Raw genomic sequence first — 16,435 nt, forward strand, 5'->3', positions numbered from 1 at the left:
ATCTCACGTAAGGGATTTGAATTGATAGAGGTAGAGAAGTGAAGCTAACTTCGAAACATTTGTGGTTCTTACTAGGTGCAGCCTTGTTAATAAGGCTTGTGTCTTTGGGTATTATGCCGCTGATGGATACAACGGAAGCTCGATATGGTGAGCAGGCTCGAATTATGGTGGAAACCGGTAACTGGTTAACGCCAATGTTTGATTACGATGAGCCATTCTTGGGCAAACCGCCGATGTTTACTTGGCTGAGTGCTGTGGGCATTGAAGTTTTCGGTGTGTCAGAATTTGCCGTTCGATTCCCTCATTGGGTTGTCGGAGTTCTAACCATTGCTTTGGGATGTTTTTTTGCAAAACGTGTTGGCATTAATCCGCTAAAAACCGCGGTAGTCATGGCAACCATCCCTGTATTCTCTATCTCATCTGGCGCTGTCATGACGGATATGGCGCTAACGTTCTCTCTAACGCTCGCCATGATAGGGTTCTTCTTTTGCTGGCGAGGCGAAAAGATATGGGGCTACATCGGGTTTGCTGGGTTAGGTCTTGCACTACTGGCTAAAGGGCCGATGGCCATCGTATTGATGGGGTTATCCGTTCTTCCATTCTTGATTATTCAACATGGCTTTGTCGGTGCGTTTGTGCAGCTTTGGAAGCGTTTTCCAATCATTGGCGGCTTAGTCCTAATGTGTGTAATTGCGCTGCCGTGGTACATCCTAGCCGAACAAGCAAACCCAGGATTCTTAGAATACTTTATTGTAGGCGAACACTTTAACCGATTCCTTGTGAGTGGATGGGAAGGGGATCGCTACGGTAATGCGCACGACGAACCAAGAGGCATGATATGGCTGTTCTTGATGTTGGCGGCTCTGCCTTGGTCTATTGTATTGCCTCTGCTTGCGGTTTTTCGATTTACAAGACTGAAAGAAAAGTTTGCTGAATTACCTGGGGTGTTTGTATTCCTCTTGTTCTGGGTACTTTCACCGCTCATTCTATTTACGTTCTCGGGCAATATTCTTGCTACCTACGTTCTGCCGGGCATGCCCGCGTTTGCGTTATTAGTGGCGTATTTAGCAGAAGAAAAAGTGAGTTACAAAGCGACATACTTCAAGTTCATTGCGATTACAGGGCTAATTATTACGTTGGTATCTGTCTATGTGGCAAGCGAACTTAAGAATGATGCGATCATTATGTATGTTGCTGCTGTAGCGCTTGTTGTTTCTGGCATTGCGTTTATGTTCCGAGGGAAACAATTTACGTTCAACTGGTTTACGTTTACTTCGTATATCTCGCCAATCATTCTGATTATTGCTATCTGTGTAGTGATGTTCAAAACAGGTAATGAGCGTAGCGACAAAATGCTGTTCATCGATATCGATCACAGTAAGCCTACGTTCTATGTAGAAGGCGGACGACCGTTCTCTGGTCAGTACTACAGTTTTGGTCAGGCGAAGCGAATGTATACACTGGATCAACTCGAAGGTCATGAGAATGGGTATTACATCGTTGGGCCTAATGAGCGTATCGGAAACTTTGTTGAGAAATACAACTTGTCTTGTACGTTCGAAGTGGCATCACCTAAACGCTCGCGTTACCTGTGCCAGTGATTTCTCAGCTTAAGGCTTTGCAGCATAAACTATTTCAGCATCGGCTGTTTAAGTTTGCCTTTGTTGGCGGTATCGGCTTTTTAGTCGATACCGCGGTATTTTCTCTTCTGTATTATGTTGCAGAAATGCCGATATTTTCTTCGCGTGTTATCGCGTTTATTTTAGCGGCAACCGCAACATGGGTTGGAAACCGAGTTCTGACGTTCAGTGACAGAGAAAAGTCCAATAAAGCGAAGCAGTGGCAAAAACACATGGTTGCGGCGCTCTGTTCTGCGATACCCAACCTAGGTGTGTTCAAACTGGTTATCGCTGTTTTTGGTGATCAAGGAGCCATGCCTTTTGTGGCGCTTGTAGCGGGAATCTTGGTAGGAATGTTCAGTAACTACTTCTTGAGTTCGAAGTGGGTATTTGCCGACAAAGAAACCAGTTAATGAAGGTCTAGCAGCAAGCGTTGATTCTGAAAAAACAAATAAAAATGCGACCAATTGGTCGCATTTTTTGTCTCTGGCTCCATCAATAACTTTCTATTGATGTGCTTTAGCGCGATGCTTCTGCTTATTCTTTGGCTTGCTAGAGCCAGCAGATTGATGCGCTGGTTTACCTTGCCCTTTGGATTTCGGCTTGGTGGAAGGCTTACCCTTTCCATTTTCTTTACGGCTATCAGGCTTACGGATATCGGGCTGATTCTTGGTATGCTTGGTCGCAAAGCGGTTTGCACCATGTCTACCAGAACGGCGGCGCTGCGCTGGCGTTTTGGAGTCGAGATCTTCCGCAGGAATCAAGCAGCCAGGTTTATCGCCAATAAGGTGCTTTTTGCCCATGCTGATCAGTGCTTCGCGAATGATTGGCCAGTTAGCCGGATCATGGTAACGAAGCAGCGCTTTGTGTAAGCGTCGCTGCCTTTCTCCTTTCGCAACGGGGATGTCTTCACGTTGCTTGTATTTCACTCGCTTGAGTGGATTGGTTTCCGAGTAATACATGGAGGTCGCATTACACATCGGTGACGGGTAGAAGTTCTGGACTTGGTCACATTCAAAATTATTCGATTTTAACCACAGTGCCAAGTTCACCATGTCTTCTTCTTCAGTACCTGGGTGCGCAGCAATGAAGTAAGGGATCAAATACTGTTTTTTCCCGGCTTCTTTACTGAACTTTTCAAACATTTCTTTGAATCGGTCATAGGTGCCCATGCCCGGCTTCATCATCTTATCTAGCGGACCTTTCTCGGTGTGCTCGGGTGCTATTTTCAAATAGCCGCCTACGTGATGCGTGACGAGCTCTTTCACGTATTCTGGAGATTCAATGGCTAAGTCGTAGCGAACGCCAGACGCGATCATGACTTTCTTGATGCCTTTTACCTTGCGCGCTTCTCGATACAAATCGATGGTGTGCTTGTGGTCGGTGTCTAGCTTATGGCATATCCCCGGGAATACACAGGAAGGTCTTCGACAGTTCTGTTCTGCACGTGGGTCGGAGCAACCGAGGCGATACATGTTGGCTGTTGGTCCGCCTAAATCAGAAATGGTACCGGTAAAGCCTGGGACTTTATCGCGAATTTCTTCCATCTCGTTAAGGATCGACTCTTTCGAACGGTTTTGAATAATACGTCCTTCGTGCTCTGTTATCGAACAGAAAGAGCAGCCACCAAAACAACCACGCATGATATTGACTGATGTTTTAATCATGTCATAAGCGGGGATCTTCGCATTACCATACATAGGGTGTGGAACGCGGGCGTAAGGCAGCCCAAACACAAAATCCATTTCTTCTGTTGTCAGCGGAATCGGCGCTTGGTTCACCCAAAGTTCGCGATCACCGTGTTTTTGAATGAGCGCGCGACCGGAATAGGGGTTAGTTTCCAGGTGCATGATTCGGCTGGCATGCGCGTATAGAATACGGTCGTTTTTCAGCTTTTCGAAAGGGGGGATTCTCACTGCGGTAGTTTTCGCATCGTGCCTTGATGGTTGAATAGTGACAGCCTTGGCTACCTTTTCTTCTTCCTTCGGCTTTGTTTCACATTGCGTTTCTACCTGATAAGGGTTCGTTGGAACGAACGCTTTTCCTGGCTTTTCAATACGAGAAGAATCAATAACTTTGAAACGCTCTGGAGCAGCGGCTAGGTTTACTGCTGTGCCACGAATACTCGTGAGAGTGGAAATATCTTCGCCATTTGCCAGCCTATGAGCCACTTCCACTAACGCTCTTTCCGCGTTACCAAACAATAGAATATCGGCTTTGGCATCGAACAAAACAGAACGTCTAACTTTGTCTGACCAATAATCGTAGTGTGCGATACGACGAAGGCTCGCCTCAATGCCACCTAAAACGATGGGGGCGTCTTTGTATGCCTCACGGCAACGCTGAGAGTAAACCAAGGTTGCGCGGTCTGGGCGTTTTCCACCTTCATTATTCGGTGTGTATGCATCGTCGTGACGAAGCTTTTTGTCTGCGGTGTAACGGTTGATCATTGAATCCATGTTACCCGCGGTAATACCAAAAAAGAGGTTTGGTTTACCGAGTTTCATGAAATCGGATTTATCTTGCCATTCTGGCTGAGCCAAAATACCTACACGAAAACCTTGTGCCTCTAAAAGGCGTCCAATAATAGCCATACCAAAACTTGGGTGGTCGACGTAAGCGTCACCAGTGACGATGATGATATCGCAACTGTCCCAACCAAGTGCATCCATCTCTTTTCTACTGGTGGGCAGAAAAGGGGCGACACCGTAACATTCAGCCCAGTATTTTGGATATTGATCGATTGGAGTGGGTTTGTTGTGCATTTTTTGACCTCAGCGTTAGGAGGCGGGAATTATAGCGGCATAAAACCTTCCTGACTAGGTTATCATTTTATATGAGAATCATTCGTATTTAAGGGGCTGTAAGGCTTACGTATAAAGGCTCTATCGATATTTCATGCTTGCTAAGAAAGGTATTGATTTAGTCTTAAAAACAGTTGTTCTTGGTGCTCAGAAATACGTGTATTTACACTGGGATCCGGAAGCTGATTTTGGGATTTTACCTGTTTTTCAATTTCATCCATCAAAGTGTAAAGGCTGTGCGCACCAATTTGGCTACTTGTCCCCTTTAAGGTATGAGAGTGGACCTTTATTTCACTGACATCTCCGTTATCAATGGCAGAGATAAGCCGGTGAATTTGTTCTGGAGTTTCCTCCATAAAAGCACTGAGTACGACGTTTAAAGCGCCTTTATCGTTGAACATCATATGCAGAGCTTCACGTTCATCCCATATAGGATCATTCTGATCGCATACGGCACTGTGTTCATTCATGCTGGTACTGGAATTTAAAGGGTTTGAGGAGATTGAAGAGTTTGAAGAGAAATTAAGCCATTTTGATAACACCGATTCTAAGCTCTCTGGGTTAACGGGTTTGCTTATGTAATCGTTCATACCTGCAGCAAGGCATTTTTCCATATCACCCTTCATGGCGTTGGCTGTCATGGCAATAATTGGAATGCTTTTGTAGTTTTGTCCCGCTTCTCCGTCTCTTATCGCCATTGTGGCCTCATATCCATCCATTTCAGGCATTTGGCAATCCATTAAAATCAGTTGATAGGGTGTGGAAGATTGCAACGATTGGAGAGCAGCGAGACCGTTTCCAGCAATGTCTGATCGGATGCCTAGGTTTTCAAGCATTCCTTGCGCGACAATTTGATTGATATCGTTGTCTTCTACTAGCAAGATTCGGTTTTGCGCTTGTTTCAAATACGGATCTTTGGCCTCGTGTTGCTCAGGTTTTGATTTCGACTCTGTTGACGTTAAATATTGAGAATCGAATGCTGTTTCGTGAGGTAAGTTTTCCATTGTTGCGTCACCTTCTCGGAGCTGAATAGAGAAAGAGAAGGTAGAACCTTGCCCTAGCTGGCTAGAGACTTCTAACGATCCTCCCATCAGTAAACACAGTTGTTTCGTGATGGAAAGACCCAAGCCAGTGCCGCCAAATTGGCGTGTGGTTGAGGTGTCGGCCTGTGTAAAGGCGTCAAACAACACACTTAGCTGCTCTTTCTTAATGCCGATTCCTGAATCCGTTACTGAGCATTGAAAGACTAAAAGCTCGCCTTCGGCTTTCGTGAGTTGAGCATCAACTTTGATTTCGCCTTGGTCGGTGAACTTGAAAGCGTTACCCACTAGATTATTCAATATTTGTAGAAGCCTTGTTGGATCGCCTTTTACCGACGGAGTAGAAACATTTTGAGTATCTAAATGGAAACTGATTTGTTTCTCTTGTGCTTTGATAGCATTGATTTCTTTGAATCGATTAAGCAATTCTAATAGGTTGAAATTCACTTCTTCCAAATCTAACTTCCCTGCATCGATTTTGGAGAAATCTAAAATGTCGTCAATGATGGTGAGAAGAGATTTGGCACTGGATTGAGCCAAATTTAGGTAGTGGCTCTGATTGTCGGTAAGCTCATTTTTATTGATGAGATCCAGCATGCCCAGTACACCATTCATTGGAGTTCGTATTTCATGGCTCATATTGGCAAGAAATTCACTTTTGGCTTTTGCTGCTTCCACGGCTTTGTTTTTTGCATCCAATATTGTTTTTTCATACTCAATTTGATCGGTGATATCTCTAAAGCTCCATACTCGCCCTACAAGTGTTCCTTCTTGCAACATTGGGTGAGAAATTCTCTCTATAACCTTCCCATTTCTTAGCTCTAACGTGTCGAACGAGCGCTCAAGGCTGCCAGCATTTAACTGATCAGGGGAGAGTGTGAATGAAGACGGGTCAACAAGCTGAGAGCGAATTTGGTGAATAAAGGTCAGTGAGCTTCCTTCTTCAGTGTACAAGTTTGGAAGTTGCCAAAGCTGGCAAAATTGCTGATTCATTTTTAGAAAGTGGCCATATTTGTCGGTGACAAGCAGCCCGTTTTCAGCAGAGTGCAATATGGTTTCCATTAAGGACACGGTTTCTTTAAGTTTCTCCTCCGATTCTTTAATGTTGGTTAAATCCTCAACGGACACAAAAACACCGGCGACTTCTCCATCTACTATATCTGGCAAATATGTTGCTCTGATATGCCTAGATTGCCCCAATCCTGCATCTATTCGGCTTTCAAATTGAGTTTCTTTACCTGCCAGACTTTGCTCTAGATAAGGGAGAACTTCATTGAATATTTTTTCTCCAAGTATGAGCTTTATATGCTGATTTAAGATTTCATTTTCCGGTAACCCAAACCAATCTTGGTAAGCTCGGTTTACAAACCTGTAGTGAAGATCTTTATCGACATAAGAGAACAATTGGGGAGCGTTATCGCTAATGCCTTTGATGTATTTATTTGCTTCAGAAAGCTGCAAATCTTTGATTTCTTTTTCTTTGAGCGCTTCTTTACGGGCGAATATTTCTTCATTAAGGCGCTCAATGGACGTGGTTTTGGACTGCAGACCATCCACCATCCCGTTAATCGCTTGTCCCAGCTCCGCGAGCTCATCTTTCCCAAGCGAAGGAATGTTGATATCCAGATCGCCTTGTCCAATATGGTAGGTCGCTCGGTGCAACAAAGCGAGACGGTGCAAAACCAGCTTTCTGAGGAGTACAACAATCACCGTGGCGATAATGAAACTGCCTGTGATAAATGAGAGTAAAACGAATTGATTCGAGTCGTAAATAGGTTGAAAAGCTTTATCTTTATCGTAAACAACCACCGCTTTGAGGGCAGCACCTGTACGATCTAATGTGTTGCTTGCCGTCAGCTCTGATTGGCTTTGTACGTACGTTTTCCCTTGTGAATAGGTATTGTTAGAAAGAAGAAGATCGCCTTGCGCATAGGACGCGTAGATTTTATCTTCCATGTCGGTGAGTAAGACGAGCTTAAGCGGTCGACCTGCATTGATGATGGACTGATTGACCTCTCCGAGTAAGTCGTAGGCAATTTGAGTCCAATTTGTTGAGATGATGACTTTACCTAAACGTCGACCTCGGATCTTAATTTCGGCTATAAACCATTGTGATAAGTGCTGGTCTAACCCTAATGTAGGAAGGTAAGGGTCGTAGAGAATGTCACTAACGACGGTTTTGCCTTCTTTGGAGCCCTTGTACATAGGGTGTTGAGTGACACTTTCCAGCAACAGCCTTTCTCCGTTAATTTTATTGCCCTCTGTGTCGACGGTGGACGTGGCAAATACGGTGTTTTCTTCATCGAGAATTAATATGTAGTTTATTAACGGGTACACCTCTAGCAAGCTATTCAGTATCTGGTTAATTCCTCTGTTTTCCAGTAGGTCGAGTGCTTTAGCTATGTCTCTTTTTTTAGAGATGATGTTAGCCATCGCAATGTTGCCTTCAATATTTGTATTTAAGCGTTTCAAAGCGTAGTTAGAATCGAGAGCCATCTCATTGTATAAGCGGTCAGACATCTCGGATTTGGTGTTGGATACCAGTAAGTATCCCATTACAGCCATGAGAATACTCAGTGTCGTAATGACAGTAAAAACAACCTTAGTGGTGAGTTTCATTCGGCGACCCAAATGAGTTGATCACGAATATCGACTGATACGGATATTCCCATCATGTTTATTGCTTTTGTATTAACCATAAAGAGCGGTGGCTCTTGGAGCTCCGATTGAAGCTGTGTTGGTGGCACATCATTAACTAAGATCTGTCCTGCTTTCTCTCCTGCCATTTTTCCAAGCGTATAGAAATCGGCTACGGGTCCAAAGGTAGAGCCCTTCAAAATGCCGGACTTGTTGGAGCTTAAAATCGGAATCTTGTGTTGATGAGATAGAGTAATGAGTGCTTCTTCCCCTCCCGATTGCATAAGGGTGTCTGTGGTGGTCATAAAAACATCGACCTTACCTAGTTGGTCCATGGCCAGTTCAGATACGTGCTCCACGCTTGTCGCTGCCAAAATCTTTACCGTTATCCCTTCTTTTTTCATTAGACGTAAAATATTGGAGGCCTGGATTTTAGAATTAGGCTCTCCTTTACGGTGAAAAATCGCTATTTTACGAGTCTCTGGAAGAACCTTTTTAAGTAGGGCGACATAGTGTTTGTTAGACACATAGTTACTGGTGCCTACAAGGTTGTTACCTGAATAATCGAACGAATCTATCAACCCTGAATCGGCTGGATAAGTCACAATCGAAAATACAATTGGTGTGCTTGTCGGCAGTACGTTCTTGATGATGGTTGTGCCCGGAGTAGTCAATGAGTAAACCAAATCTGGTTGAGCATCTTTGATTTTGTTGGCGACTTTGGTTTGTAATTCTTTGTTAGCACCTGTTTTGCCCATAATGAACGAGGCGTTTTTTCCTTCCTGTATTCCATATATGGCAAGCCCAGCTTTAAAGCCAGCCACGCTATCTGGATAACCGCTCCATGTTGCTAGCCCAATCACGTAATTTACGTTTACCGTTGTCGCGAAAACCAGGCTCGGTGTGATTAAGCCAAGTGATATGACAATGAATGAAATTAATACAATGTGTCTATTTGACCACTGGTGGATGAGTGCATGGTAATAATAAGTATATGGTTTTGGTTGAGCTGAATTGGAACGTCCCATGGATTATTTCTCTTGTCATTTGTTCGATGGACACGAGTGGCTTTAGAGCTAACGACCTAAAGATAAGGCTAGGAGAGATTGAGGGTGTTTCAAGTGTGAGGTGTAAAGAAACCCCAATATATTGGTAAGCAATTTTTGCGCTTTTATGAAAAGGGAGTGAGCTCACACAATGGTCGCTAATTTGACTGAATCGCTTTTTTTTCAAACAAATGTTGATCCAGTCACGCCCGATTATTTAAGAGTTTGCTTGAATGTAATAAGAGTTCTTAGTTGCAATGTAAGGGGTTGCATCAAATATGAATACATCGCTAATTTCAGTGTTGAACGCTATGAGTATTTCCAGTGGGGAAGAAGGGGAGGTGCAGGGTTATAAAGCAGCAAATTGGCGTTGGAATGCCAGTAGTGACGAGTTTCAGTTTCTAGACCCCTTTTTAGTCGAAAGCATTCATAGCCAGTTTAAAGTTCAGACTATTGCTGATCTTTTGAAAATAATGCCAGTAAACGACAAAAAAAAACTGGTAGGCGCGCTTCAGTCAACACATGAATGCAATTCGAAACACTCTATTTTTTGTGTTCTAACCCCAACGAAAGGGTTACTTATTTATTGTGAAGTAGAAGTAAGTCGGGCAGAAGGTGACGTCCTTTTGGGTTACATCCGACCGTTGTTCTACTTATCTTCTGTGTACGAAATTGGGCAAATTTTTCAAGCAATTTTTGAGAACCGGCACCATGGTATTGTTATCACCGACAGCGATACTCGGATATTGGCTTGCAACCCTTATTTTATCGAACGCTCGGGCTATCAATTTAATGATCTGTTGGGCAAAAAAACGAGTCTATTCAACGCTGGAAAACACAGTGATACCTTCTTTGAAGAAATTTGGCGATTGATTCATAGGGAGGGTCACTGGAGCGGCACCATTTTGTCTAAGCGAGCAAATGGTCAAACAGAGCCTCAGGATCTCACTATCCAGAAAGTGGAGATGGCGAATGGTAAGACATATTTTGTCGGGTTTACTGTCGATTTATCCAATCATTTGTACCGAATTGCTGACACGGAATATGGTGGGATTGAACTGCTGACGCAGCTTCCTAATGAAGATGAATTTAAATCAAAATTAGCCAACATTGTTAAACATTACAGCCATTCTCATACCATTATCGTATTGGCTATAGAACCTGCGTTCGATGAAGACTCGACGTTAGAGCAGAGGGTTGCGTTTTCGAACGCCGTTGCTCAGGTGGATGAGCAATACCTTTGTGGTTACAAAGGCGATAATCTGTTTGTGTGCGCACTAAAATGCGTCAATTCTGCTAATAGGGTCAGGGCTATCCATAGCGAGATCAGGCGCTTCATGACGGCTATTCGTCAGTTTGGTAACGAACATCTTTTCAAGCTCGTTACAAGAGGGAAAATTGGCGTATCTGTTCTTGGGTACGATACCAATCAACCTAAAATGTTGGTTACTCATGCGACTCAGGCGATGTTAGAACAGCATTCGAGTAAAAAAGGGTACAACATAAGCTTCTTCGACCGTTCTATGCATGAAGAAACGGTTCGAAGGAAGAAGCTTGAGGAGCTTTTGACGGATTTTATTAAGAAAGAAAACATCGACGTACACTTTCAGCCTATTGTTTCCACTGAAACCTGGCAAGTCATTAAGTTTGAAGCACTTTGCCGTTTTCCTTCTGTTGAAGGGCTCCAATATACACCTCAAGAAATGATCAATATTGCTGAAGACCTGAACCTTGTGTCGACCCTAGATAAAATTATTGGTTCCAAGTCGTTGCATTACCTTGAAAGAATTCATCGTCACTTTGGCAAGCATGTGGGGATTACGATAAATCGGTCACTTAATACCAAAATGAGTGCGCAACAAGTGCTGACAAACACTTTAAATATGGTCGAGGAGTCGGGTGTGGACCCTAAACTGGTGACCATTGAACTTACAGAAAGTGCCTATTTTGATAGTGAAGATTGCCATATACAGGCATTGAAAGCTCTAAGACAAAGAGGCGTTAAAGTCGCAATTGATGATTTTGGTACAGGGTATTCGTCTTTCACTTACTTAAGCAATGGTCACTTCGATTATCTGAAAATCGATAGAGAATTCATATTCGATATAGAAATAGGCACACACAAATACTTCATTGTGAAAATGCTGGTGGATCTTTCTCATACCCTAGGCGTTAAAGTGATTGCCGAAGGTGTCGAAACCATACAAGAAATTGAAGTGCTTACTGGGTTGAATGTGGATTACATACAGGGCTATTACTTCTCAAAACCCGTTTCTATTGATGATATTGAAACAGCACGTCACTACGTGAAAAAACAGAACGAGTTGCGTCGCTTTTCTTTGCCTAAGCAGGGGGCAGGAATACTGAGCCTGCATGAACAAATGTCACCATTTTTAGAACCCAGCACGGCACTGAGTGAAGTGCATGAGATTTTCCTGCGAACAGATTTAGAAGCCATGGTGGTGACAGACAGCTTACATTGCGTTGGGGTGATTGATAGGGAAGTGTATAACCTTCATATGACTTCAACGTTTGGCACTAAGTTAGAAACGCAACGCGATACGCAAATTCTAAAACGCAAACTTAGCCAAGTGATGAAAACGAAATTTACGGTTCTTAGCCACGCGACGTTACTTAAAGATGTTCCAGCACTCGTTAAAAAAGGCGTCCCATTGCCTTGGGTGATCGCCGGAGATAAAGGAGAGTGTTTAGGCATAGTGACCAAAAACAAAGTGCTCAAGTTTTTAGCCAGTTGAGGTTACTAGGGTGTAACGTAAGGCTAACGAGTTGTTAAAGGTGGTTACTTGGATAATTAGAGTCTGTTATTATCCGAGCCACAATTTTGAATGACGTAACTCTGCCTAATAATGCTTGATTATTTTCTCGCTCAATTGCTTCCGATGACACTGGGAGCACAATTGGTTATCACTTTAGTGCTGCAAAAAGGGGACATTTGCCCAGGGCAAAGAGGTCGCTTGCACAAGCTTTTACCTGCCTTCATCGCATTGTGGATAGCTACCGCGACCATTAGCCTACTTGGCTTGGTGACGGCTGGTGTTTTAGTGGCGTTTTATTCTAAAGTCCAAACGGGAAAAACACGTGAAACGGGCTCTTTCCACATATTGAATTTATCAGCATTGAGTGGATTGATAGCACTCGCACATGTGATAACACAAAGTTTCACATTTTGGGGTGGGGTCAATGTTGCTATTTCTGGCATCTTGTTAGGTGCGGCATTTGCGCAGCTTATGTTGGTAGTTTCTCGCTCTCGATTACAAGCCTTCCATCGTATATTACCTATTACTGGTATCGTCAGCGGAATGCTCTTTGCCGTCGTCTCATTAGTTCAGGCGTATCAGCTTCCTCCCGAAGCCATAGAGCACTTTACCACTCAAATTTTAGCGGGCTTTGCGATGTTAATCACTGCGCTCCTAATCTGGTGCTGGCATATGTTGTTTAACCAAACGCCAACTAAAATTCAGTTAAGTGTGGCAGTGTGTTGTTTACTTGCCTCACAATTTGGGTTCCAGTCTCTAATATAATACTTCTATCAAATAGCACTTTTCCTAATAGACGCTAACCTTTAATTAGGTAACCTGAAAAGGGGAAAGTGCCATGGATTTGAGTAACATCACCAACCTCGATAGCATCATATTGCTGAGCATAGTGAACGAAAAATTGCGTTTGGAATGCGACAGTTTTGAAGAGTTGGTTACGACCTATGAAATGGACGTTGAAAGCTTGGTGGGCAAGCTGGATGTGGTGGGTTATCAGTACGACCCACTCACGAACCAATTTAAATCTTACGATCGATAATGCAATGATTCGATACCTAAACAGCTAGACCAGATAGGTATCGACTTTGTTATGCTAACTTAATCCCTTCAAGATGACTTTTGCATTGCTGTCGGGCCGTGTTGAAGAACGCTTGTAGGTACCTTTTTTTGCTTTCGCTGCTGCGAGTGGCTGCGAATAGCCTTCTCCAAAGCCCATCCGACAGTGGCTTACTCGTGATCAACCCTTGGCGTGAAAACTCAATGACCGCCCAATTTGGTAAAGCGGCAACACCTAAGCCAGCAGAAACCATTTGAACCAGCATTAATGTGTTATCGCACTGCTTCCATTTAGCGGGCTCAACGCCTGCTGGCTGAAGGAAATGTTTAACAATGTCTAACCTTTGCTTTTGCACAGGGTAGGTAATGATCGTTTGATCGGCTAAATCGTGCGGTTGAATACTTTCCAATTCTGCAAGTGGGTGGGTGGTTGAAGTCACTAGTCTCATTTCAAAATCAAACAAAGGCTCATAGTGAACTTCTGATTTTGGCTGAATGTCGGAGGTAATGACCAAATCGAGCTCTCCCCCCATCAATGCTGGTAATGGTTCAAACCCAAAACCAGAAGAAAAATCCAATGTTACGCTGGGCCACGCTAGCTGATATTCCTTTAGAGCGGGCATGAGCCATTGAAAACAGGAATGGCACTCAATGGCCATGTGCAACCGACCATTAACATCTTCCTTAAGACTGGCGAGTTCACTTTCTGCCATCGCTAGCCTAGGCAGAACTTCGTCGGCGACTTTGAGCAGTATTTCGCCTTCAGAGGTGAATTTTACAGGTCTTGTTTTACGCAAAAAGAGCTGCCCACCAATACGCGATTCTAAGTCCTTTATCTGATGAGAAAGTGCCGACTGCGTTAAATGCAGGGCGGTTGCTGTTGCTGTTAGTGATCCGGTATCCCTTAATGATGTCAATGTTCTCAGATGCTTCAATTCAATCATGAGCTTCTCTCACTTTTCCATGTTCTCTATGACATATGTTCATAAAATACGAGCTTTTGACCTCTTTGTAAACGTCTAGATGGCTAAATAAAGTTTAAAACATGAAAAAAAATAATAAACAAGTTGAATAAATGGAATTTGCTCAACTAGGTAATTCGAGAGATATTTTAGCCATCCAGACTTCTTAAATTTATGTGCAAGGAATAATAACTATGGCAACGACTAAGACTCATATCCTCGGCTATCCACGTGTTGGTGAAAAACGAGAACTAAAATTTGCGCAGGAAAAATATTGGCGAGGTGAAATTTCACAGCAAGAACTGAAGGAAGTGGGCAGTGAATTAAGACAGCGCCATTGGAAAGATCAAGCCGAGAGTGGGCTGAGCTATGTAGCAGCAGGTGATTTCGCATGGTACGACCATGTACTGACTACCAGTTTACTATTGGGGAATGTCCCTTCACGACATAAAGAAGGTTTCCCAGATCTCGATACACTGTTCCGCGTTGGTCGCGGCCAGTCACAATCCAGTTGTGGTTGCGGCTCTGCAGCATCCGACATGACGAAGTGGTTCAACACTAATTACCACTACATTGTTCCTGAATTCAGCAGCGATGCTTCATTTGAAGTGAGCTGGCCGCAGCTTTTTGAAGAAGTAAACGAAGCCATTCAAGCTGGACATGAAGTAAAACCAGTTCTTCTTGGCCCGGTAAGTTACCTATTCTTGGGTAAAGAAGTTGAAGAGGGGTTTGATCGCCTTACACTCCTTCCACGCCTTCTTACGGCTTACCAAGCGATTTTAGCGAAACTGGCAGAGCTCGGTGTTGAGTGGGTACAGATTGACGAACCTATCCTCGGTCTAGAATTAGACAAACCGTGGTTGGATTCATTTAAGCTGGCTTACCAAGTTATTCAAAGTGATGTAAAACTTCTTCTGACTACTTACTTTGATTCGGTAGAAGAACATTTCGATTACGTCACCGCACTTCCAATTAATGGTGTGCACGTCGATCTTTCAGCGGCACCTGAACAACTAGACGCGATCGTCAACAAACTGCCTGAAAACTGGGTGTTATCAGCTGGTGTGGTCAATGGTCGTAATGTTTGGCGCGCAGACGTTAATGCTTGGTTGAAGAAGCTGCAACCAGTAAAAGAAAAACTGGGTGAAAACCTTTGGGTTGGCAGTTCTTGTTCTTTATTGCACAGCCCAATCGATCTTGAGCTGGAAACTGAGTTAACCGAAGAAGTGAAAAGCTGGTTCGCATTTGCGAAACAAAAGCTGAGTGAAGTTAGCCTGCTTGGTGCTGCCTTAAATGGTGATGAGAAAGCTATCGCAGAATGTGAAATTTACAGCCAACCGATTGTTGCCCGTAAAACCGCGGATCATGTGAATAAGCCTCAAGTGAAAGCACGAGTTAACGCTATTACAAGTGAGTTAGCTAACCGCAGTGCTCCATACGAAGAACGTGCCCATCACCAGGCCGAAGTGTTGGGGTTACCTCTTCTACCAACCACGACAATCGGTTCGTTCCCTCAAACCAGCGAAATCCGCACGCAACGCAGCGCATTCCGTACCGGAAAACTGTCGGAAGCCGATTATGAAGTCGCGCTGAAAGGTCACATTAAAGATGCGGTCCAGCGTCAAGAAGCATTGGATCTTGATGTTCTGGTTCATGGTGAAGCCGAGCGTAACGACATGGTGGAGTATTTTGCGGAGAATTTAGCGGGTTTCCAAACGTCCAAGTTTGGTTGGGTTCAAAGTTACGGTTCTCGCTGCGTTAAACCTGCGATTGTTGTGGCTGATATTGAGCGTGAAAAGCCGATGACCGTTGAGTGGTCTACTTATGCTCAGTCTCTCACCAGTAAGCAAATGAAAGGCATGCTTACAGGGCCGGTTACGATTCTGTGCTGGACGTTCCCACGTGAAGACGTTACTCGTAAAGAAATTGCGCAACAGTTAGCATTTGCATTACGCGATGAAGTGAGTGATTTACAGGATGCAGGGATCAACATTATTCAGATTGATGAGCCTGCGATTCGCGAAGGGTTACCACTTAAGAAACGTGACCATGAAGAGTATCTAAACTGGGCGGTTGAATCCTTTAAAATCTCTGCGGCAAGTGCAAAGCCTGAAACTCAGATTCACACCCACATGTGTTACAGCGAGTTTAACGAGATCATTGAATCTGTTGCCGCGTTAGATGCCGACGTTATCACCATTGAAACTTCTCGTTCAAACATGGAATTGCTGAAAGCATTTGAAGAGTTCAACTATCCAAATGAGATTGGGCCGGGTGTATACGACATCCATTCACCGAATATTCCAACAGAAGAGTGGATGGTTGATCTACTTGAAAAGGCGGCGGCGAAAATTCCAGCAAAACGACTTTGGGTTAACCCAGACTGTGGATTAAAAACACGTAACTGGGAAGAAACCGAAGCATCACTTAAAAACATGGTCAATGCGGCTAAAACATTGCGTACTCAATGGCAATAACAACCGCTCATATAGTC

10 protein-coding genes are annotated in these 16,435 nt (G+C 43.8%); 6 read left to right on the plus strand and 4 right to left on the minus strand.

Annotated features, from left to right (window positions below):
* Positions 1–113: 113 nt before the first annotated feature.
* Both CW749_RS11135 and CW749_RS11140 read left to right on the plus strand, forming a co-directional pair.
* Positions 114–1,601, plus strand: coding sequence for a glycosyltransferase family 39 protein (locus CW749_RS11135; RefSeq protein WP_101112301.1), 1,488 nt, complete (start codon positions 114–116; stop codon positions 1,599–1,601).
* Complete coding sequence (locus tag CW749_RS11140) at positions 1,592–2,032, plus strand: GtrA family protein (protein WP_237322419.1); 441 nt, start codon at positions 1,592–1,594, stop codon at positions 2,030–2,032. Before CW749_RS11135 ends, CW749_RS11140 begins: the two co-directional genes overlap by 10 nt.
* 93 nt (positions 2,033–2,125) lie before the next feature.
* Here the strand turns inward: CW749_RS11140 and CW749_RS11145 are convergent, their stop codons facing one another.
* The 3 genes from CW749_RS11145 to CW749_RS11155 all read right to left on the minus strand — a co-directional run bounded on the left by CW749_RS11145 (position 2,126) and on the right by CW749_RS11155 (position 9,128).
* A complete protein-coding gene (locus CW749_RS11145) occupies positions 2,126–4,384 on the minus strand; it encodes a YgiQ family radical SAM protein (protein ID WP_101112164.1) in 2,259 nt (752 codons plus the stop codon).
* 140 nt (positions 4,385–4,524) lie between these two features.
* Positions 4,525–8,082: an ATP-binding protein gene (locus CW749_RS11150; RefSeq protein ID WP_101112166.1), complete on the minus strand. Its 3,558-nt coding sequence runs from the start codon at positions 8,080–8,082 to the stop codon at positions 4,525–4,527.
* Entirely contained in the window at positions 8,079–9,128 is a 1,050-nt protein-coding gene (locus CW749_RS11155; protein WP_101112168.1) for an ABC transporter substrate-binding protein, read from the minus strand. Before CW749_RS11155 ends, CW749_RS11150 begins: the two co-directional genes overlap by 4 nt.
* Positions 9,129–9,424: 296 nt before the next feature.
* On the opposite strand from CW749_RS11155, the gene CW749_RS11160 reads away from it, so the two are divergent.
* The 3 genes from CW749_RS11160 (at position 9,425) to CW749_RS11170 (ending at position 12,962) form a co-directional block, all read left to right on the plus strand.
* On the plus strand, positions 9,425–11,902 hold the full coding sequence (locus CW749_RS11160; RefSeq protein WP_101112170.1) for an EAL domain-containing protein: 2,478 nt from the start codon (positions 9,425–9,427) through the stop codon (positions 11,900–11,902).
* Positions 11,903–12,064: 162 nt separating this feature from the next.
* Positions 12,065–12,688 carry a hypothetical protein gene (locus CW749_RS11165; RefSeq protein ID WP_237322421.1) on the plus strand — a complete coding sequence of 208 codons (624 nt, stop codon included), beginning with the start codon at positions 12,065–12,067 and terminating at the stop codon, positions 12,686–12,688.
* Positions 12,689–12,761: 73 nt separating this feature from the next.
* Positions 12,762–12,962 carry a DUF4250 domain-containing protein gene (locus CW749_RS11170; protein ID WP_101112173.1) on the plus strand — a complete coding sequence of 67 codons (201 nt, stop codon included), beginning with the start codon at positions 12,762–12,764 and terminating at the stop codon, positions 12,960–12,962.
* 49 nt (positions 12,963–13,011) lie between these two features.
* On the opposite strand, the gene CW749_RS11175 is transcribed toward CW749_RS11170, so the two are convergent.
* The gene (locus tag CW749_RS11175; RefSeq protein WP_101112175.1) at positions 13,012–13,923 is read right to left on the minus strand and encodes a LysR substrate-binding domain-containing protein; all 912 of its coding nucleotides are present in this window, start codon (positions 13,921–13,923) and stop codon (positions 13,012–13,014) included.
* A 212-nt stretch (positions 13,924–14,135) separates the two neighbouring features.
* Here CW749_RS11175 and metE point away from each other — a divergent pair, with 212 nt between their 5' ends.
* Positions 14,136–16,418, plus strand: coding sequence for a 5-methyltetrahydropteroyltriglutamate--homocysteine S-methyltransferase (gene metE, locus CW749_RS11180; protein WP_101112177.1), 2,283 nt, complete (start codon positions 14,136–14,138; stop codon positions 16,416–16,418).
* Positions 16,419–16,435 lie beyond the last annotated feature (17 nt).

Source organism: Vibrio sp. vnigr-6D03 (assembly GCF_002835515.1).
GTDB lineage: Bacteria > Pseudomonadota > Gammaproteobacteria > Enterobacterales > Vibrionaceae > Vibrio > Vibrio penaeicida.